A 17,538-nucleotide genomic window follows, 5' to 3' on the forward strand; every position below is an offset into this window, starting at 1 on the left:
GCTTTTTCTATTTAATCAAGTCTAAATCCTATATTTGCGATTTGACTTTTTCAATTTAAGTTCTTGCAATGCTAGTGTTTTTTTATATATTATAGATAAGGTAGTGTTACTATATGAAGCGCTTGAACTCTTTACTTAGGGATGAAGTATATCAGTCATATTTAAAAAAAATTTCTATTACAGAGCAGGATAGATTATTTTGTAAGCATGATTGGTCTCATTTTGCTAATGTAGCTAGAATTACTTATATTTTGGTGCTGGAATCTCAATTAAGTGCTGATTTAGTTGAGCAGTTGCGGTTAGCAGGAGTAGAAGAAGTTAAAGAGATTGCTTATACTGCTGCTTTTTTACACGATATTGGTAGGTGGTTGGAGTATCAAGAAGGCTGTGATCATGCTCAGGCTAGTGCTGAATTGTCTGAAGATTTGTTATTTAAATACGGCTATAGTCAACTCGAGGTTAAGGTGATAACTTCTGCTATTACTGAACATAGGGGTGAGGCTAGCAGTGATAAGTCTATTTTAGGTCGGCTACTATGCAAGGCCGATGATTTATCTCGAGAGTGTCAGGACTGCTCAGCTCGTGAGAAATGTAAAAAGATAAAGAATAAAAAGTTTAAATACTAACGGTTTAAGGGGGAGTAGAGCTAATGGAACTAGTAAGAGTTTTAGAAATTAATGATCAAGCTGATTTTGAAGCAGAATTAAAGGAGTTAGGAGTTGATAAAACTGGAGTGAAGATTATGGCTCCTAAGTCTCAATATAGATTAATTAAATTAAAGGATGTACCCTTGAAAGCGGCACTGATTTTAAAGCAAGAGATGTTATCTAAAGGTGGCGAAGCTTCGCTGCCTCGGGCAGCTGGTGGATTAGAGGTTGAGGAGACCGATTTGATCTTGATGGGAACCGATAAAGTCTTTAGAAAAGTGGAAAAGGTTTTAAGAATGCAGCCTTTTGGTTTAAGAGAGCTAGGAAAAGAAATCTTAAAGGCTATAGATAACTATACTAGACAGTTAAGCCCTATTTCTGTGGGTAGTTCTGAGTTCGAGTTTGGGAAACGTACCTATATAATGGGAGTTTTAAATGTAACTCCGGATTCTTTTTCCGATGGTGGTAAGTTCGATAGACTGGATGTAGCCGTTGAGCACGCTAAAAAAATGGTAGCAGAAGGTGCGGATATTATTGATGTAGGGGGAGAGTCTACTCGTCCCGGTTCGGAACCAGTACCTTTGGAGGTGGAGCTGGATAGAGTTTTACCGGTAGTTGAGAGATTAAAGGCAGAAATAGAAGCGCCGATTTCTGTTGATACCTATAAAAGTGAAGTTGCTAAACGAGTTTTGGAGGCCGGAGCTGATATTATCAATGATATTAGCGGCTTTAAGGAAGATCCCCAATTGGCAGAAGTGGCTGCTGAATACGAAGTGCCAGTAGTGGTGATGCATATTCAAGGACAACCTAAGAATATGCAGGAAAATCCCAGTTATGGAGATCTGATTTCTGAGATAATGGAGTATTTACAACAAAGCATTAACTGTGGAATAGAGGCTGGAATAGCTAGAGATAAGATAATTGTTGATCCTGGAATTGGCTTTGGTAAAACTTTGGAGCATAATTTAGAGATTATGAAACGTTTGCGAGAGTTTAGAAGCTTAGGTCAGCCTATTTTACTAGGGACTTCTCGTAAATCTATGATTGGAGATACTTTGGATTTACCAGTAGAGGAAAGAGTGGAAGGAACAGCAGCTACTGTGAGTATCGGTATTGCTAACGGAGCAGATATAGTTCGCGTTCACGATATTAAAGAGATGAAAAGAGTAGCTAAAATGACCGATGCTATGGTGAGGAGATAGAATGAGTGATTATATTAGACTACAAGGGATGGAGTTTTATGGTTATCACGGAGCCTTGGCTGCTGAAAAGGAATTAGGTCAGCGGTTTATAGTTGATTTAGCTTTGCAAATGGATTTAAAGACAGCTGGAGTGAGTGATGATTTAGAAAAGACTATTAATTATGCTGAGGTTTATGAGGTAGTGCAAGAAGTTGTAACCGGGCCTTCTTACGACTTAATTGAAGCGGTAGCTGAAGAAATTGCTGATAGATTACTGAAAGAGTATCAGCCTTTAGAGAGCTTAGTAGTGGTGATTAAAAAACCGGAAGTTCCTATTGCTGGGGTGCTCAAAAATGTAGAAGTGGAGATAGAGAGGTGTGGTCAGGATTGCCAATAGCTTATTTGAGTTTAGGGTCTAATTTAGGAGATCGTGAGGATTATTTACGTCAGGCTATTGCTAAATTAAGTGCTCATTGTGAGATTAAGGTATTAAATACCTCTGCGGTTTATCAGACGGAAGCAGTAGGTTATGAAGAGCAGGCAGATTTTTTGAACTTGGTGGTTGAAATCGAGAGTTCTTTAAAACCGATTGAGTTATTGGACTTTACCCAAGAGATAGAGAATCAGTTAGATAGAACTAGAGAGATTAGGTGGGGACCTAGAACTATAGATATTGATATTATTCTCTTTGGTCAAGAAGAAATTAACTCTCCAAGATTAACCATTCCCCATCCTAGGTTTCATAAAAGAGCTTTTGTTTTAGTTCCTTTGGCTGAGTTAACTAAGGAGGTAATATATCAAGGATGGACAGCGGCTGAATTATTAGCTGGACTTGAAGCTGGTGATCAGGGAGTAGAAGAATATAAAAACTCGTTGTAAATTACTAAATGTTAAGTTGCTTTTGTTTGTTATCTTAGCTTTACTATGATATAATGAAGGGACATTATGCAATGCTATTTTAGTCCTTAAAATATGTTTTTTGTCAAAAAGCACTTATAGATATTAAAAAGGGGGACTTGGAAAGTGAATGCAGATAGAGAAGTAGTAATTGGAATTTTAGGTGGAGGAGAGATAGGTACACATTTATTAAAGATATTTTTGGATTTAGAAGAATTAAAGGTTAAGCAGGTAGTTGATTTGGATACTAATGCTCCGGCAGTTAAACTAGCTAAAAAACATAATATCCGCACCAGCACAGAAATGATGGATATAATAGAAGATCCTGAAGTTAGCTTGATTGTAGAGGTGACTGGAGCGGAGCAGGTTACGGATAAGGTTAAAGAGGCTATTCAGAATCAAGCTAAGGATATTATTTGTGGAGAAAGTGCTTACCTATTATATTATATTATCCAAATGTATATCAAGTCTCATCAGGATCTAATAGATGTGGTGAGTGAACATTTAACAAGGATTCATGATGAGATCGAAGCTAATTCCAATGATATCAGTGAATCTATAACTGAGGTAGAACAGGTAACCGATAATTTAAATATGTTGGCTATTAATGCTTCTATTGAAGCGGCTCGGGCCGGCAAAGAAGGTAGAGGCTTTTCGGTAGTAGCTAACGAGGTGAAGGAATTAGCAGAAAAATCCAATGGCTTAGTGCAGAATATTGAAGGAATTAATCAAAATATTATAGACTTAAATCGGGAGATTACTGATGTTTTTAGTAGCCTTAAGGAATCTGGAGATAGTAGTTCTGAATATAGAAGCTTTGCGGATAGAGATTCTGAGGATTAATTTATTTTTCAGCCAAAATTTATCATTAAGAATTTGACAATGAGAATCTTTTTCGATACAATTAATATAGAAGCTATTAAAAAGCATAGAGGGTGAAAATATGACTGTTGATTTACAAAAGATAAAGAAAAAACTAGCGAATAACAATTATAAAATGACCTCTCAGCGAAAGGCAATTTTGGAAAAAATAATTGAAAATCAAGGTTCTCATTTAAGTGCTGAAGAGATTTATGAGCAAGTTAAAAAAGATGATTCTAATATTGGTTTGGCTACTATCTATAGAACTTTGGAGCTTTTATGTGATTTAGGAATTATTCATAAATTAAACTTTGATGATAAATGTAGACGTTATGAGTTGGATAAAGAAGATGAGCACCACCATCATTTAATCTGTTTTGAGTGTGGAGAGATTACAGAGTTTAATGACGATATTTTGGAGGATTTTGAAGAAGATATTAAAGAGGAGCATAGTTTTGAAGTAATAGACCACAGAATAAAGTTTTATGGCTATTGTCAAGTATGTCAATAGCTTTTTATTTAAGAATAGTTGATAATGAATTTCAATGTCGAGCAGATGTTAAAAGAGGGGAGTTTGAGTATGGATTTAATTCGGCCGGTAATAGCTAAACTGGAAAAGGTATGTAATAACTCTCCGTTGTTATTTAATCTCTACTCTTGGCCTTATAAAAGAATAGTACAGAATGAAATTGATCTAGCAGAAATAGGTGCTACAGATAGAGTGTTGAATATAGGTTGTGGAGCTATGCCTTTTACGGCGGTTCATGTGGCTCGTTTGACGGGGGCTAAGGTTTGGGCCCTAGATAAAGACCCTGAGGTAATAGCTAGGGCTCGTAACTGCTTAGCCAGGCTTGGTTTAGAAAAACAAGTTAAAGTATTTGAAGGCGATGGAAAAGAGCCTTTTGACAAAGACTTTACGGCTGCTTTAGTAGCTTTACAGGCTGAGCCGAAGGAAAAGATTTTAAAGAATTTATTAGCTAGAGCTCAAAGAGGAGCTAATTTAGTTTTTAGAGAGCCGAGAGGCTTTTTTGCTGAACAGTATGACCAACTGCCCAGTACTTATCAGCCTTGTGACCTTGTAAAACAGCCCATGATTACCTTTGATAGGTCGGTATTATTTAAAAAGTAAGAAAGGATGAAGCTTGAATGTTAGGAAAGCGTGTATTGCTGTGGATAGCAGGTATTTTAGCTATTTCCTTGTTAGTATTTTTCACTGGTTGGGAGGATATAAAACTGGCTTTAGCTGGAGCCGAAGTCTCACTGATGTTAGTTCTTTGTTTATTGCAGCTGGGAACTCTACTTTTGGGAGCTTATCAATGGCGTTATCTATTACAGAAGTCAACAAATATTTCTCTGCCACGAGTTTTAGGGATTAACTTAGCCGGAAAATTTATAGAGAGTGTGACTCCTTCTTCTAAATTGGGAGGAGAAGCAGCTAAGGTTTATTTATTTCGTCAGTATACAGGTTTGAAGTATCAGTCTTTAACTAGTTTACTGCTGGTGCATAAGCATATTACTTTGTTGCCTTTCTTGGTTTTAGCTGGTTTATTTTTGCTTTTAACGGCTTTTAGATTTACTTTACCTACTGTTGTATATTTTGCTTTCTTTACTCTGGTAGCTATCTTTATTGTCTTGTTTCTTTTTTGTTATCGGAGTTGGCAACAAGAAGGGGCGTTTGAAGCTGATTTATCTGTTCAAAAAAGCAGAAGCTTTTTGAAACTGCTAATTAATAAAGGTCGCAAGGCTATTTCCTTTTTAGAAAAAGCAGCTACTAATTCACAGCAGGTACTAAAGGTTAAGGGACATTGTTGGTTACTTTTTATTTCCTTAGTAATTTGGTTACTCTATCCAGTCAAAATCTATTTAGTAGCTTCGATGTTAGGTTTTGAAGTTTCTTTAGCTTTGGTAGGAGTAATTACCTATGGAGCTTATGTAGTTAGTATGCTGCCGCTCTTACCTGGTGGCTTAGGTTCTTTTGAAGCTAGTATGGCAGTGATGTTTTCTTTAAATGGTCTTTTATCGGCGCAGGGTTTGTCCATAGCTCTGTTATCACGGTTGGTGACTTATTGGTTTCCACTTTTATTATCCATAGCAGCAAGTATTTATTTATTGAGTGAAAATAGAGTTTCTATACCAGGACTTAGTAATAGTACTTCTTAAGTTTTGAAAAAATACTGGGGTGGTGAATAATAATGGGTGTTAAAGAAGCTTCATTAGTTTTAGACTCTGTTGAGAAGAAGAAGTGTTGTCAAGGTAAAGGCTGTAGTTTAGCTCAGTTAGCTGAAGGAGAGGAAGCAACTATTTTAGAGGTGCCGGCCCACTCCTTGTTAGCACCTTTGGGCTTTAGACCGGGTAAAAAGGTGAAAGTACAGACTAAGCAGTGTTGTGGTGGACCGATAGTAGCGGGAGTAGAAGGTAGAGATGTAGCTATTGACCGTCAGCTAGCTTGTCAGATAAAACTTAGCGTTGGTGAAAAGAATGTCAGTTAAGCAAGAAAAAAGAAAATTATTACTAATTGGCCCGCCTAATGTAGGTAAAAGTGTAATCTTTAATCGCTTGACTGGGCTGGATGTAGGGATGGCCAATTATGCAGGAACTACTGTAGAGTATAAAGCAGGAGCTGCTAACTTAAATGGAGAAGAATTTACCTTAATTGATGCTCCGGGCACTTATACTTTAGATGCTACTAATGAAGCTGAACAGGTAGCTGTGGATATGTTGGCTGATGAGCCTGAAGCTGTAGTCTGTGTAATGGATGCTAATAATCTAGAAAGCAGTTTATATATTTTATTGCAGGTGTTAGAGAAGGAACTGCCGACGGTGGTAGTTTTAAATAGAATTGATTTGGTAGAGGAAAAAGGTTTGAGTATTGATGTAGACTTATTGGAAGAGAAGCTAGGTGTAGCAATTATTCCTACGGTGGCTGTTACTGGACAGGGTTTTGCTGAATTAGAAAAGACGATTTTAGAGACTGTAGATCAGTTAGCAGAGTATAGCTTTAAGCAGTTTAGTGAAGAAGAACGTTGGCAGTTAGCAGAAGAGCTGGCTGTGAGCGCTCAACAGCAAGGGTCGGAGTTAGGTTTACTGCAGCGAGAGCAATGGGGCGAGTGGTTAGTCCAGCCTTGGCCGGGCTTGCCTTTGGCAGTATTGATCTTAGGGATTATTTTTGCTATGGTAATCGGGGTTGGTTTGGGGATTAGACAGTATTTATTACTTCCTTTTTTCAGGAATTTAGTTTTTCCAAAAATAATATACTTAGTTGAAGGTTTAGCTTTACCGATTTCTTTAGAAAGGATTTTAATCGGCGAGTATGGATTTTTAATTAAAGGTTTGGAGTGGCCCTTTGGTTTGGTTTTTCCTTATGTTATCTCTTTCTATGCTGCTCTAAGTGTGTTGGAAGATAGCGGTTACTTACCTCGCTTAGGAATTCTTTTAGATGGTTTATTGAGCAAGATTGGTCTTTCTGGATCAAATATTGTGCCTTTACTATTGGGTTATGGTTGTGCTATTCCGGGAATTATGAGTACTAGAGCTATGGGTTCTCAGAAAGAGAGATTAATGGTAGCTGCGATGATTAGTTTGGCTATTCCTTGTATTGCTCAGACAGGTGCTATTATCTCTTTGTTAGCTGAGAGATCGATTTTAATTGTATTTTTTTTATTTTTAATTTCGATTTTGGCACTTGTTTTAACAGGATTTGTATTAGACTTTTTTATGAAAGGTGCACAGCCATATACGGTAGTAGAGGTGCCGGAGCTACTGCTACCTAAGTGGAATGTACTAGGTAAGAAAATTTGGATTAGAATTAAGAACTATATCTTCGATGGAGCTATTCCGATGATCTTAGCGATTGGCTTAGCTGCTTTGCTTTATGAAAGCGGAGCTTTAGTATTTTTAGGTAGAGCAATGAGACCGTTGATAACTGGTTGGCTGCATTTACCTGAAGAGGCAGCTGTTCCTTTAGTATTAGGGATTGTACGACGTGAGCTTTCGGTACTACCTTTATTGGATATGGAGCTTAGTTCACTGCAACTTTTTATTGGTGCTTTAGTAGGACTGTTCTATGTTCCTTGTATTGCTGTACTGGCTACTTTGGCCCGAGAGTTTAAGATTTCTATAGCGGTGGGAATTTTAGTTGCCACAACTTCTATTGCCTTTTTATTAGGTGGAATTATGACGAGGCTAGGAGAACTAATATTAGTTTAATTGGAGTGGTTTTGGTGCTGAAGAGTTTAGGAAGTTCAAAGCTGATAATTTTAGTATTATTGCTTTTGATTTTAGTTGTTAATGGAAGTTTGGTAGTTGCTCAGTCTGGAATAGAACAAGAACCTCAACCTCTAGAGGAAGAACCTATTGGGGAAGAGCCTGATTATAACTATTATCGGGGTAGAGTGATTATTGTAGAGGACTTTGAAAGTGAGGGGAGAATGACTACGGTAGAACAGCGGGCCCAAGTAAGGATAACTAGTGGGTCTCATCTAGGCGAAACCGTTGCAGTGAGAAATCAGTATAATCAAGATAATCCTTATCTCAATATCTACTTAGAAGAAGATTCAGAGGTGATTTTAGTAGCTAATGAGGTAGATGGAGAGTTAAAGGATGTTTATTTACAAGATGTAGCTCGAGACCGAGGGCTGTTTTATTTGTTAGGTTTATTTGTAGCTCTCCTATTGATTATAGGTAAGCTACAGGGTTTGAAGACAGTTATTACTTTAGGCTTTACTGCTTTAGTGATTGTTAAATTTATGTTGCCTTCACTGTTAGGTGGTTCAGAACCGATACTGATAGCTATTATAGGAGCAATTATTATTATTATTCCTACCTTATTTGTGATTGGCGGTTTTAATGCTAAGTCGATTGCGGCTATTATTGGTACCGCTTGTGGAGTTGTGGTAGCTGGTTTACTAGCTTTCTGGGTAGGCGAAGTTTCCCACTTGACGGGTTTTAGTAGTGAGGAAGCACAGATGTTAAGTCATTTAGGTCATGATATTGATGTGCGGGGACTGCTTTTTGCAGGGATTATTATTGGTTCTTTGGGGGCAGTTACCGATGTTAGTATGTCGGTGGCTTCGGCTATTTATGAGATTGGCAGGAATAGGGCCCGAGTTGAACTTCGTCCTTTAATTGGCGCTGGTATGAATGTAGGTCGAGATATTATGGGCACTATGGCTAATACTCTTTTACTAGCTTATGTTGGCGGAGCTATACCTTTGCTTTTATTGTTGATGGGTTCTGATATAGCTTGGTTGAGAATTATAAATATGGATCTAATGGTGACTGAATTTGTACGCGGGATTACTGGTAGTATTGGCTTGATTATTTCAATTCCTATTACAGCAGTAATAGCAGGCTTTTTAGTTAATAATCAGCATAGTTAAGATTTAGTTTAAATAAAGCAAAGGAGTTAACTCCTTTGCTTTATTTTTTTGGATTATAATAGATTTTTTCCTAGCTGATAGGCTTTAGCTAAGGCTTCTTCTTTTTCTTTGATCTCTCCCGGTTTGTCTACTGGATTATGTAGTAGTTGGTGTCTATAGTCCACATCTAGCATTTTATAAAAGTACTTAATAGGCTTGACCATACAGTTAAATACACCTTCGAAAGTAGTGCCAGCGCAGGCAATTAAAGCTCCCGGTCGAGAGGGAAAGGGTTCATCTTCGAAAACATATTTGCGGGCCCAATAAATCTGCGAACGATCTACCATAGACTTACCTAAAGCATTAAGTCCCATTCCAAAGACTGAAGCAGAGATGATTATTCCGTCTGCCTTCTCTAATTTAGGAAAAAGCTCTGTTAAGTCGTCTTCAAAAACACACTTTTTATCTTCAGAGCATTTATCACAACCGATGCACATAGAAAAGTTCATTTGGGCTAAACGATAGATTTCAGTTTCAAAGCCGGCTTCCCTTGCTCCTTTTAGTGCTTCTTCTAATAAAATAGTACTGTTACCTCGCGGGCGAGGCGAACAGGCTATGCCAATGATCTTCATTTTTTATCACCTTCCTTTATTGACTTTCTATTTATTTCTCAGTTAAATTTTTATTTCCTGCTTGAAGTTTAGAAATAGTTAAAGAATATTAGCTTAGATTTTATAATATGTATTTAGATAAAGATAACTTAATTGATAATACTTTGCTTTTTAGCTATTTATTATTCATTGATAATTATTAATTGAAATAAAGTAATAAAACGGGGAAGTGATGAAAATGAAGTTAGCTGAGCTTAAGCAAAGAAGCGAAGTAGAGATAGTTAATATTGTTGATCCTAGAGTGCGGGCCCTATCCTTTCGCTTCGGTATCTCCGCGGGCAGTCGAGTACTTTGTTGGCCAAGTATTGCTCAGGGCCCGTTTATTTTAGAAAAAAATTTTCAGCGTTTAGCTCTAAGCTATAGTCTAGCTCAAGAGATTGAAGTAAGGGTGATAAAGGAGGAGTGATGCTGATGGAGCTGGATTTACAGTTTGATAAGAAAAAGCAGGGCTTTTCTACAGAGAAAAGGATTGTTTTAGCCGGTAATCCCAATGTAGGAAAGTCAATTTTTTTTAAAGAACTAACAGGTATTTACGCTGAAGTTTCTAATTATCCGGGAACTACTTTAGAGATTACTTATGGTCATTATCAGGATTACTTGGTAATTGATACGCCGGGAGTTTACGGAGTTTCTGCTTTTAACGAAGAAGAAGTAGTTGCTCGAGATATAATTTTAACAGCTGACCTAATTGTAAATGTGGTCGATGGAGTTCATTTAGATAGAGATCTCTTTTTGACTCAGCAGTTAATAGATTTAGGAATTCCAGTAATAGTTGCTTTAAATATGATGGATGAGGTAAAGAAGCAGGGTTTGGAAATAGATGCAGAAGAGCTAGCTAAGCGAATAGGAGTATCAGTAGTACCTACTGTAGCTACTACTGGAGAGGGTGTAGCTGAAATTAAGCAACAACTTGAAAAGGCCTGTTTAGGTAAAAGTAGTAAGTATTTAGAGCAGCGATTAGAAAAGTTAATGAATAAAGGGGTTAAACGACAGGAAGCACTGTTGATTTTAGAAGGAGATGAGGAGCTAGCTTCTCAAAATGGAGTGAAAGTCAGAGCAGATAGAGAGGAAATCTATCACAAGCGGCGCCAGCGAGTCGATAGAATAGTAGATCAGGTAGTGAAGTGGAAAGAAGCAAAAAATAGTTTTGCTTCTTTATTAAATACTTTATTGCTTAAACCAATTCCGGGGATTCCTACTTTACTTTTGATACTGTATGGAGTTTATCAATTAATAGGGGTTTTTATTGCTCAGACAGTGGTGGACTTTACTGAAGGAATCTTTTTTGCTGGAATTTATGAACCTTTAGTGAAGAGTTTAATAGCTAATATACTTAGCTTAGACTCTTTAATAGGTCAAATTTTAGCTGGTGAGTTTGGACTTTTAACTATGACTATTACTTATCTTTTGGGTTTATTAATGCCATTGGTGTTTAGTTTTTACTTTGTGTTATCTATAATGGAGGATTCAGGCTATTTGCCTCGGGTAGCTGTGTTGGCCGATAAGACTTTGACTAAGTTGGGTCTGAACGGCCGGGCCGTAATTCCTTTGATTTTAGGCTTTGGCTGCGTGACTATGGCTATTATCACTACTAGAATGTTGGGTTCTGAGCGGGAACGAAAAATTGCTACTTTACTTTTAGGCTTGGCTATTCCTTGTTCAGCTCAACTAGGGGTAATTATAGTCTTATTAGCTTCTTTGGGGTATGGTTATTTTCTTTTTTACTTAATGATTATTAGTTTAGTCTTTCTCTTAGCAGGAAAATTTTTAAATTCAACTTTAAAAGGAGAATCTACTGAACTCTTTATTGATTTACCGCCTTTGCGCTGGCCTAAGTTGAATAACATAATGACTAAGACTTTCAATAAGACTCGTTTCTTTGTTGAGGAGGCGGGCCCGATTTTTTTCTTAGGATCTTTATTAATTACTTTGCTGGACTTTACAGGGGGGTTGAATCTATTACAGAATTTATTCAGTCCAGTAGTGGTAAATTGGTTGCAGCTACCTTCAGAAACAGCAGTGGTCTTTATTATGGGAGTTATTCGGAGAGACTTTGGAGCAGCTGGCTTGACTAGTCTATCTTTAACTGGAGCTCAGACTTTAGTAGGCTTGGTAACGATGACCTTATTTGTACCTTGTATAGCCTCAATAATGATTATCTTCAAAGAACGAAACTGGAAGGAAGCTTCTTTAATCTGGATTGGTAGCTGGATAGTAGCTTTTGTAGTGGGAGGCTTAGTAGCTCAAATTTTGGTTTAATTTAAAAATTTTGACTATTTACGGAAATTTAGCAGGAGAATAATCTGTTAATGTCTAAGTTATAAGTAATAATATTGTTTGTTTTCTTAAATTTTAATCTAAGCTTAATTTTAGTTCTAAACTTATCTCTTAATGTTTAGTCAGAACTTAGTCAGATTTTAGTTAGCGTCAAAAGGTTTTAATCTTTTGAACTTTATCTGTACTCCATCCTTTCTACTTTATCATTTGAACTAAACATTATAAAAATAAAATATTGAAGAAAATATTAGGAGGGTTAATAAAAATGATAACAGAATTAAAAGCAAGCAAATTAATGGAAGTAAAATTAACAGGACTTTTCGGCTATCCAGTGGAACATTCATTATCGCCAGTTATGCACAATACTGCTTTTAAAGAGTTAGGACTTGATTATTTATACTTACCCTTTGCAGTTCCGAAGGCTAAATTAGCTGAGGCAGTAGCTGGAATTAAAGGTTTAAACTTTGAGGGAGTCAACTTAACTATTCCTCACAAACAAAAAGTGAGGGATTATTTAGATGAGTTATCTCAAGAGGCAGAGCTGATAGGAGCTGTAAACACCGTTCAACGTTGTAATGGTAAGCTGATCGGTCATAATACCGATGGGAAAGGTTTCTTAAGATCCTTGGTGGAGGAAGCTAGCTTTACTCCTCAAGATAAAAAGGTATTGGTAATTGGAGCTGGCGGAGCAGCTAGAGCTGTCAGCTATCAATTAGCCTTGGAAGAAGTTAAGGAGTTATATATTGCTAATCGAACTTTGAGCAAGGCGGAAAATTTAGCTACTGAAGTAGGGAAGAAGTTGGATTTGAATAAAGCTGAAGCTTTACCTTTGGAGAAGGGAGCTTTAAGCTCGATAATCAAGAATTTGGATTTAGTAGTGGATACTACTCCGATTGGAATGAGTCCTCAGGTGGAAGTTGAACCTGTTATTGAGGCTGAGCTTTTACATTCTAATTTATTAGTAGCTGATCTAGTTTATAATCCGGTAAAGACTACATTGCTTAAAGCTGCCCAAAAGGCAGGAGCTGAAACTTTGAGTGGTTTAGGAATGTTAGTTTATCAAGGAGCTATCGCTTTTGAGATTTGGACAGGCCAAAGAGCGCCAGTTAAAGTGATGAAAGAGGTAGTGCAAGCAGCTATTACTGAATGAAGTAGGTGAAAAGATGATTAAGAAGAAAAAGCTGGGTGAGATTTTGATTCAGATGGGGAAGATTACTGAAAAAGAGTTAGTTCAAGCTTTAGCTAAACAAAAAGGTGATAAGCGTTTGGGTGTTGTATTGAAAGAGATGAATTTAGTTACCGAAGAGGATGTCATGGCAGCTTTGGAGCTTCAATTAGGAATTCCTCGAGTTAATCTCAGGAAGTTTATAATCGATTCTGAAGTGGTGAAAATGATTCCGGAATCTATGGCCAAAAGACATAAACTGATTCCCATAAAATTAAAAGATGATGTTTTAACAGTGGCTATGGTTGATCCTGTAGACGTAATGGCTTTGGATGATGTTAAAGCTCATACTGATTGTGAAATGAAGCCGCTAATTGCTAGTGAAAAAGAAATTAAGTATGCGATCGATCAATATTACGGCAGTGAAGAAGTGGTAAATGAATTTGTAGAAGATATCACTTCTAGAGTGCAAAATGAAGAAAATGAAGAAGTAGAAATCAATAGATTACGTCAATTGGTGGAGGAAGCGCCAGTGGTGAAGCTGGTTAATAATATTATTGAAGAAGGAATCCAGCTAAAGGCCAGTGATGTACATATTGAACCGCAAGAGGAGATAATTAGAGTTAGGTATAGGGTGGATGGAGTTCTTCATAATGAGATGAATATTCCCCGGCATACTCATTCAGCTTTGGTATCTAGAATTAAGATTATGGCTGGCCTAGATATAGCTAAGCGCAGAGTACCTCAGGATGGAAGAATAGAGTTAGATTTAAAGAATAGAAAAGTAGATTTACGAGTTTCGGTATTACCTACTATTAAGGGTGAAAAGGTAGTAATCAGAATTTTAGATAAAAGTAGTTTAAGGCTGGATTTGAAACAGCTAGGTTTTTTAGATGAGCAAAAGAATCTTTTTAAAGGGTTAATTAATCAGCCTTACGGGATGATTTTACTTACTGGACCTACAGGTAGCGGTAAAACTACTACTCTTTATTCAGCTTTGAGTTCCTTAAATAGTGAAAAGCAGAACATTATCACTGTAGAAGATCCGGTAGAATATAGATTGGAGGGGATTAATCAGGTACAGACTAACCCTAAATCTGGACTAACTTTTGCTAATGGCTTAAGATCTATTTTGCGTCAGGACCCGGATATAATAATGGTGGGAGAGATTAGAGATAGAGAGACAGCTGAAATTGCTATTCACGCTGCTTTAACTGGTCATTTAGTATTAAGTACTTTACATACTAATCAAGCTGCTGGAGCTTTGACTCGATTAGTAAATATGGGGGTGGAGCCTTTTTTAGTGGCTTCTTCGGTCTTGGGAGTAGTAGCTCAGCGTTTGTTGAGAAAACTTTGTAATGAATGTAAGGTAATAAAGAAGTTAACGGTGGAAATTAATTTAATAGGTGGAGAAGATGAGTTTTTCGGGCCCGGAGGTTGTAGATTTTGCAATGATACAGGCTATCGAGAGCGAACAGCTATTCACGAGATTTTAGAAGTAGATAGTGAATTAGAAAAGTTAATAATGGATAATACTTCAGTTTCAGAAATGGAGCAGTTGGCTAGAGAAAAAGGGTTAATTACCCTAGAAGATTCAGGATTGATGAAGGTGAAGCGAGGAGTTACTTCTTTAGAAGAGGCAATGAGAGTAACTAAGGTACGAATAGAAAAACAGGAATAATAAGCTGAAATGTTTATAAAAGTTTTGGATTTTATAAATTAAGGTAGAAATATAATTGCTCATATTTTACATAACTTATTTAATATGCAAAAAAATTAATTTTTATACATAAAAAGATATCATTCTGTCTCAAAATATGGTATAATATAGATATTATAGGGAGGGAGCCATATTTCGCAATTATTTAAATATAAAGCTAGAAATAGTGAGGGAGTATTGACCGAAGGTAGAATAGAAGCTGAAAGCAAAGATTTAGTAGTAGCACGCTTGCGTAATCGTGGTTATTATATTACTTTTATTGAGGAAGTGAGCGCTAATAAAAGTAGCTTGCGGGAACGCTTACGTCAGTTTCAGAAAGTAAACTTGCAGGATTTAGCTCTTTTTTGTCGTCAACTTGCTACTATGATTGATGCCGGACTTACATTAGTTAGAGCTTTGAGTATTCTTGCTGAACAAATTAGCAAGAATAAGTTGAAGGAAGCAATTAATTCTGTACGAGAGAATGTGGAAGGCGGGATGGCTTTTTCTGAGGCTTTAGCAGAAGAGGATCATATTTTCCCCCAACTTTTTATCAGCATGATTAGGGCTGGGGAGGTAGGTGGAGTTTTGGATGAAATTTTAAATGAAATGGCCGATCATTTTGAGCGGGAAAATAATTTAAATCAACAAATTACTTCAGCTTTAGTGTATCCAATAGTGATTATGCTAGTAGCTATGGGAGTAATAATTTTTTTAGTAGCGGTAGTTTTGCCTACTTTTGTAGATATGTTTGCAGGTTTAGATATTATTTTACCTTTGCCAACTAGAATTTTAATGTTGTTTAGCTGGTTCTTAATTAATTATTGGTATTTAATTTTAATTTCAATAATAACTATGATTTATGGGGTTTATCGTTATTATCAAAGTAGAGCTGGCAGAAGGAAGATTGATAATTTATTATTACAACTTCCTTTGATTGGAGATTTGATTATTAAAGTTTCAATAGCTAGATTTAGTAAAACTTTTTCAGTCTTAATTAGCAATGGGGTTACGATTTTAAAAAGCTTTGAGGTTGTAAGCGGAATTATGAATAACAAGGTAATAGCTGAAAAAATGATGGAAGCTCAGCAAAGTATCAGTAAAGGACAGAGTATTACCCTTCCTTTTATGCAGGATGATTTATTTCCTAGCATGGTATTGCAAATGATTAGAGTTGGTGAGGAAAGTGGTGATTTGGATGTGATGCTAGCTAAAGTAGCGGATTTTTATGAACAAGAGGTGGAATATAAGATTGAAACTATGGTGTCTTTGATAGAACCAGCCATGATTTTATTTTTGGGAGTGATAGTTGGGGGAATTGTGATTTCGGTGATGATGCCTATGTTTGAGCTGATGCAAGGTTTTTAATTTTAAAAAAGCTTATACTGAAAATTATCAGAATATTTTGGATAATTGAAGTTTAAATGTACTAGAAGATTAAAAAAATCAACTTAGAATTAACTAATTTATTTAATATACTCTTAAAAAGCTGAGTATAAGCTAAAATTGGGGGATCTAAGATGGTTATCAAGTTAAGAAAAAAGTTTAAACAGGAAAATGCTTTTACTTTAATTGAATTAATGATGGTAGTTGTAGTATTGGGAGTTTTAGCTGGAATAGCGGTGCCCAGATTTTTAGGAATAGGTGATAGGGCAGAGAAGATTGCTGTCGAATCTGATTTTCGTAATATACAGAATGCATTGGAGATGTATAGAGTTGATGAAGGGGAGTATCCTAATAATTTAGATAATGCAGAAGATTATGGTTTAACTTCAGATGTAATAAACGATCCAACTAATGATGGGAATGAGTATATTTACTATGTAAATGAAGATGATGGAAGTAATATTGCATATAAAGTTGGTACTGAAAATAGCATCGATGGCTATTATATTATTTTCGATTCTGAAACAGGATTAGATAGTGAAGCTGAAACTAAAGTTAGTGATTTTTAAAATTTTAATTTGATTTTTTAATGAAGTTTGAGCAGACTTTATGATATCTAATTTATTAGGCGGGATTCTAATGAGCATATTAATATTTATTTTTGGACTAATCATTGGTAGTTTTTTAAACGTAGTTATTTATCGCTTACCGGCTGGAAAACCAATGATTTTTTCTCGTTCTGAGTGTAATCACTGTCAAACTGAACTCAGTATCAAAGATTTAGTACCATTTTTTAGTTATCTATTATTGGGCGGAAACTGTCGTTATTGTGAAAGTGTATTTTCCTTACAATATCCAGCAGTCGAACTTTTAACCGGATTTCTTTTCCTGCTCCTTTATAAACAGTATTTTTTGAGCACACAGTTTTTAGTTTATGGTTTTTTGACTACACTCTTAATAGTAGCTAGCGTAATAGATTTGAGACAGCAAATAATCCCCAATCAAATAAACTATTTAGGAATTGGAGCTGGAACTTTATCTAGTTTGCTATTGGCTGATTTATCCTTATTTTCCTCTTTAGTAGGGGTAGTAATGGCTGGAGGAGCTCTTTTATTTTTGGCAGTAATAAGTAGAGGGGGAATAGGTATGGGCGATGTGAAGTTTTTAGCTATGATCGGTAGTTTTTTAGGAGCTAGATTAGCCTTACTTAGTTTAGTTTTGGGTTCTTTGATTGGTTCACTATTATTCCTACCTTTTTTGGTGATAGGGGTAAAGGGAAGAAAAGATCGAGTTCCTTTCGGGCCCTTAATTGCTTTAGGAGCTATAATTATGATTTTGAAAGGTGAAGAACTAATTGCTTGGTACTTAAATTTTTTTAGTATTAATTGAATAGGAAT

At 36.2% G+C, this 17,538-nt stretch carries 19 protein-coding genes; 18 read left to right on the top strand and 1 reads right to left on the bottom strand.

The features are described 5' to 3' along the window. Nucleotides 1-113 precede the first annotated feature (113 nt). The 11 genes from MWH30_RS09320 (at nucleotide 114) to MWH30_RS09375 (ending at nucleotide 8,964) form a co-directional block, all read left to right on the top strand. The gene (locus tag MWH30_RS09320; protein ID WP_248663809.1) at nucleotides 114-626 is read left to right on the top strand and encodes an HD domain-containing protein; all 513 of its coding nucleotides are present in this window, start codon (nucleotides 114-116) and stop codon (nucleotides 624-626) included. A 23-nt stretch (nucleotides 627-649) separates the two neighbouring features. Beyond that, nucleotides 650-1,849 carry a dihydropteroate synthase gene (gene folP, locus MWH30_RS09325; protein WP_248663810.1) on the top strand — a complete coding sequence of 400 codons (1,200 nt, stop codon included), beginning with the start codon at nucleotides 650-652 and terminating at the stop codon, nucleotides 1,847-1,849. A gap of 1 nt (nucleotide 1,850) precedes the next feature. Next, nucleotides 1,851-2,225, top strand: a complete 375-nt coding sequence (gene folB, locus MWH30_RS09330) for a dihydroneopterin aldolase (protein ID WP_248663811.1) — start codon at nucleotides 1,851-1,853, stop codon at nucleotides 2,223-2,225. Beyond that, the gene (folK, locus tag MWH30_RS09335) at nucleotides 2,216-2,707 is read left to right on the top strand and encodes a 2-amino-4-hydroxy-6-hydroxymethyldihydropteridine diphosphokinase (protein WP_248663812.1); all 492 of its coding nucleotides are present in this window, start codon (nucleotides 2,216-2,218) and stop codon (nucleotides 2,705-2,707) included. The genes folB and folK overlap by 10 nt, the downstream gene beginning before the upstream one ends. A 144-nt stretch (nucleotides 2,708-2,851) precedes the next feature. After that, nucleotides 2,852-3,568: a methyl-accepting chemotaxis protein gene (locus MWH30_RS13935; protein ID WP_308221613.1), complete on the top strand. Its 717-nt coding sequence runs from the start codon at nucleotides 2,852-2,854 to the stop codon at nucleotides 3,566-3,568. A gap of 100 nt (nucleotides 3,569-3,668) precedes the next feature. Next, nucleotides 3,669-4,097, top strand: coding sequence for a Fur family transcriptional regulator (locus MWH30_RS09350; RefSeq protein ID WP_248663813.1), 429 nt, complete (start codon nucleotides 3,669-3,671; stop codon nucleotides 4,095-4,097). A 69-nt stretch (nucleotides 4,098-4,166) separates the two neighbouring features. Next, the gene (locus MWH30_RS09355; RefSeq protein ID WP_248663814.1) at nucleotides 4,167-4,715 is read left to right on the top strand and encodes a nicotianamine synthase family protein; all 549 of its coding nucleotides are present in this window, start codon (nucleotides 4,167-4,169) and stop codon (nucleotides 4,713-4,715) included. A gap of 17 nt (nucleotides 4,716-4,732) precedes the next feature. After that, complete coding sequence (locus MWH30_RS09360) at nucleotides 4,733-5,746, top strand: lysylphosphatidylglycerol synthase transmembrane domain-containing protein (protein ID WP_248663815.1); 1,014 nt, start codon at nucleotides 4,733-4,735, stop codon at nucleotides 5,744-5,746. 32 nt (nucleotides 5,747-5,778) lie between these two features. Continuing rightward, nucleotides 5,779-6,075, top strand: coding sequence for a FeoA family protein (locus MWH30_RS09365; RefSeq protein ID WP_248663816.1), 297 nt, complete (start codon nucleotides 5,779-5,781; stop codon nucleotides 6,073-6,075). Further along, entirely contained in the window at nucleotides 6,065-7,792 is a 1,728-nt protein-coding gene (locus MWH30_RS09370; RefSeq protein WP_248663817.1) for a ferrous iron transporter B, read from the top strand. Before MWH30_RS09365 ends, MWH30_RS09370 begins: the two co-directional genes overlap by 11 nt. A 14-nt stretch (nucleotides 7,793-7,806) precedes the next feature. After that, nucleotides 7,807-8,964 (top strand): YibE/F family protein, encoded by a 1,158-nt coding sequence (locus MWH30_RS09375; RefSeq protein ID WP_248663818.1) that lies wholly within the window; start codon nucleotides 7,807-7,809, stop codon nucleotides 8,962-8,964. 53 nt (nucleotides 8,965-9,017) lie between these two features. Here MWH30_RS09375 and MWH30_RS09380 read toward each other — a convergent pair whose 3' ends face one another. Further along, a complete protein-coding gene (locus MWH30_RS09380; protein WP_248663819.1) occupies nucleotides 9,018-9,575 on the bottom strand; it encodes a flavodoxin family protein in 558 nt (185 codons plus the stop codon). Between the two features lie 217 nt (nucleotides 9,576-9,792). Between MWH30_RS09380 and MWH30_RS09385 the strand changes: the two genes are divergently transcribed. The 7 genes from MWH30_RS09385 to MWH30_RS09420 all read left to right on the top strand — a co-directional run bounded on the left by MWH30_RS09385 (nucleotide 9,793) and on the right by MWH30_RS09420 (nucleotide 17,530). Continuing rightward, entirely contained in the window at nucleotides 9,793-10,020 is a 228-nt protein-coding gene (locus MWH30_RS09385; RefSeq protein ID WP_248663820.1) for a FeoA family protein, read from the top strand. 5 nt (nucleotides 10,021-10,025) lie between these two features. Further along, the gene (gene feoB / locus MWH30_RS09390; RefSeq protein ID WP_248663821.1) at nucleotides 10,026-11,873 is read left to right on the top strand and encodes a ferrous iron transport protein B; all 1,848 of its coding nucleotides are present in this window, start codon (nucleotides 10,026-10,028) and stop codon (nucleotides 11,871-11,873) included. A 283-nt stretch (nucleotides 11,874-12,156) separates the two neighbouring features. Further along, nucleotides 12,157-13,041 carry a shikimate dehydrogenase gene (locus MWH30_RS09395; RefSeq protein ID WP_248663822.1) on the top strand — a complete coding sequence of 295 codons (885 nt, stop codon included), beginning with the start codon at nucleotides 12,157-12,159 and terminating at the stop codon, nucleotides 13,039-13,041. A gap of 13 nt (nucleotides 13,042-13,054) precedes the next feature. Further along, nucleotides 13,055-14,737, top strand: coding sequence for a GspE/PulE family protein (locus tag MWH30_RS09400; protein WP_248663823.1), 1,683 nt, complete (start codon nucleotides 13,055-13,057; stop codon nucleotides 14,735-14,737). Nucleotides 14,738-14,908: 171 nt separating this feature from the next. Further along, nucleotides 14,909-16,123, top strand: a complete 1,215-nt coding sequence (locus MWH30_RS09405) for a type II secretion system F family protein (protein ID WP_504925977.1) — start codon at nucleotides 14,909-14,911, stop codon at nucleotides 16,121-16,123. Nucleotides 16,124-16,275: 152 nt separating this feature from the next. Continuing rightward, a complete protein-coding gene (locus tag MWH30_RS09415) occupies nucleotides 16,276-16,710 on the top strand; it encodes a prepilin-type N-terminal cleavage/methylation domain-containing protein (protein WP_282706276.1) in 435 nt (144 codons plus the stop codon). Nucleotides 16,711-16,780: 70 nt separating this feature from the next. After that, nucleotides 16,781-17,530, top strand: a complete 750-nt coding sequence (locus MWH30_RS09420) for a prepilin peptidase (protein WP_248663825.1) — start codon at nucleotides 16,781-16,783, stop codon at nucleotides 17,528-17,530. Nucleotides 17,531-17,538 lie beyond the last annotated feature (8 nt).

The organism is Fuchsiella alkaliacetigena, assembly GCF_023227765.1.
Lineage (GTDB): Bacteria > Bacillota > Halanaerobiia > Halobacteroidales > Acetohalobiaceae > Fuchsiella > Fuchsiella alkaliacetigena.

Excerpts from the sequence above, each read along its gene's own strand:
- MWH30_RS09320 (WP_248663809.1), top strand. The coding sequence starts at position 114 with ATGAAGCGCTTGAACTCTTTACTTAGGGATGAAGTATATCAGTCATAT.
- folP (WP_248663810.1), top strand. The coding sequence starts at position 650 with ATGGAACTAGTAAGAGTTTTAGAAATTAATGATCAAGCTGATTTTGAA.
- folB (WP_248663811.1), top strand. The coding sequence starts at position 1,851 with ATGAGTGATTATATTAGACTACAAGGGATGGAGTTTTATGGTTATCAC.
- MWH30_RS09350 (WP_248663813.1), top strand. The coding sequence starts at position 3,669 with ATGACTGTTGATTTACAAAAGATAAAGAAAAAACTAGCGAATAACAAT.
- MWH30_RS09355 (WP_248663814.1), top strand. The coding sequence starts at position 4,167 with ATGGATTTAATTCGGCCGGTAATAGCTAAACTGGAAAAGGTATGTAAT.
- MWH30_RS09360 (WP_248663815.1), top strand. The coding sequence starts at position 4,733 with ATGTTAGGAAAGCGTGTATTGCTGTGGATAGCAGGTATTTTAGCTATT.
- MWH30_RS09365 (WP_248663816.1), top strand. The coding sequence starts at position 5,779 with ATGGGTGTTAAAGAAGCTTCATTAGTTTTAGACTCTGTTGAGAAGAAG.
- MWH30_RS09370 (WP_248663817.1), top strand. The coding sequence starts at position 6,065 with ATGTCAGTTAAGCAAGAAAAAAGAAAATTATTACTAATTGGCCCGCCT.
- MWH30_RS09380 (WP_248663819.1), bottom strand. The coding sequence starts at position 9,575 with ATGAAGATCATTGGCATAGCCTGTTCGCCTCGCCCGCGAGGTAACAGT.
- MWH30_RS09385 (WP_248663820.1), top strand. The coding sequence starts at position 9,793 with ATGAAGTTAGCTGAGCTTAAGCAAAGAAGCGAAGTAGAGATAGTTAAT.
- feoB (WP_248663821.1), top strand. The coding sequence starts at position 10,026 with ATGGAGCTGGATTTACAGTTTGATAAGAAAAAGCAGGGCTTTTCTACA.
- MWH30_RS09395 (WP_248663822.1), top strand. The coding sequence starts at position 12,157 with ATGATAACAGAATTAAAAGCAAGCAAATTAATGGAAGTAAAATTAACA.
- MWH30_RS09400 (WP_248663823.1), top strand. The coding sequence starts at position 13,055 with ATGATTAAGAAGAAAAAGCTGGGTGAGATTTTGATTCAGATGGGGAAG.
- MWH30_RS09415 (WP_282706276.1), top strand. The coding sequence starts at position 16,276 with ATGGTTATCAAGTTAAGAAAAAAGTTTAAACAGGAAAATGCTTTTACT.
- MWH30_RS09420 (WP_248663825.1), top strand. The coding sequence starts at position 16,781 with ATGAGCATATTAATATTTATTTTTGGACTAATCATTGGTAGTTTTTTA.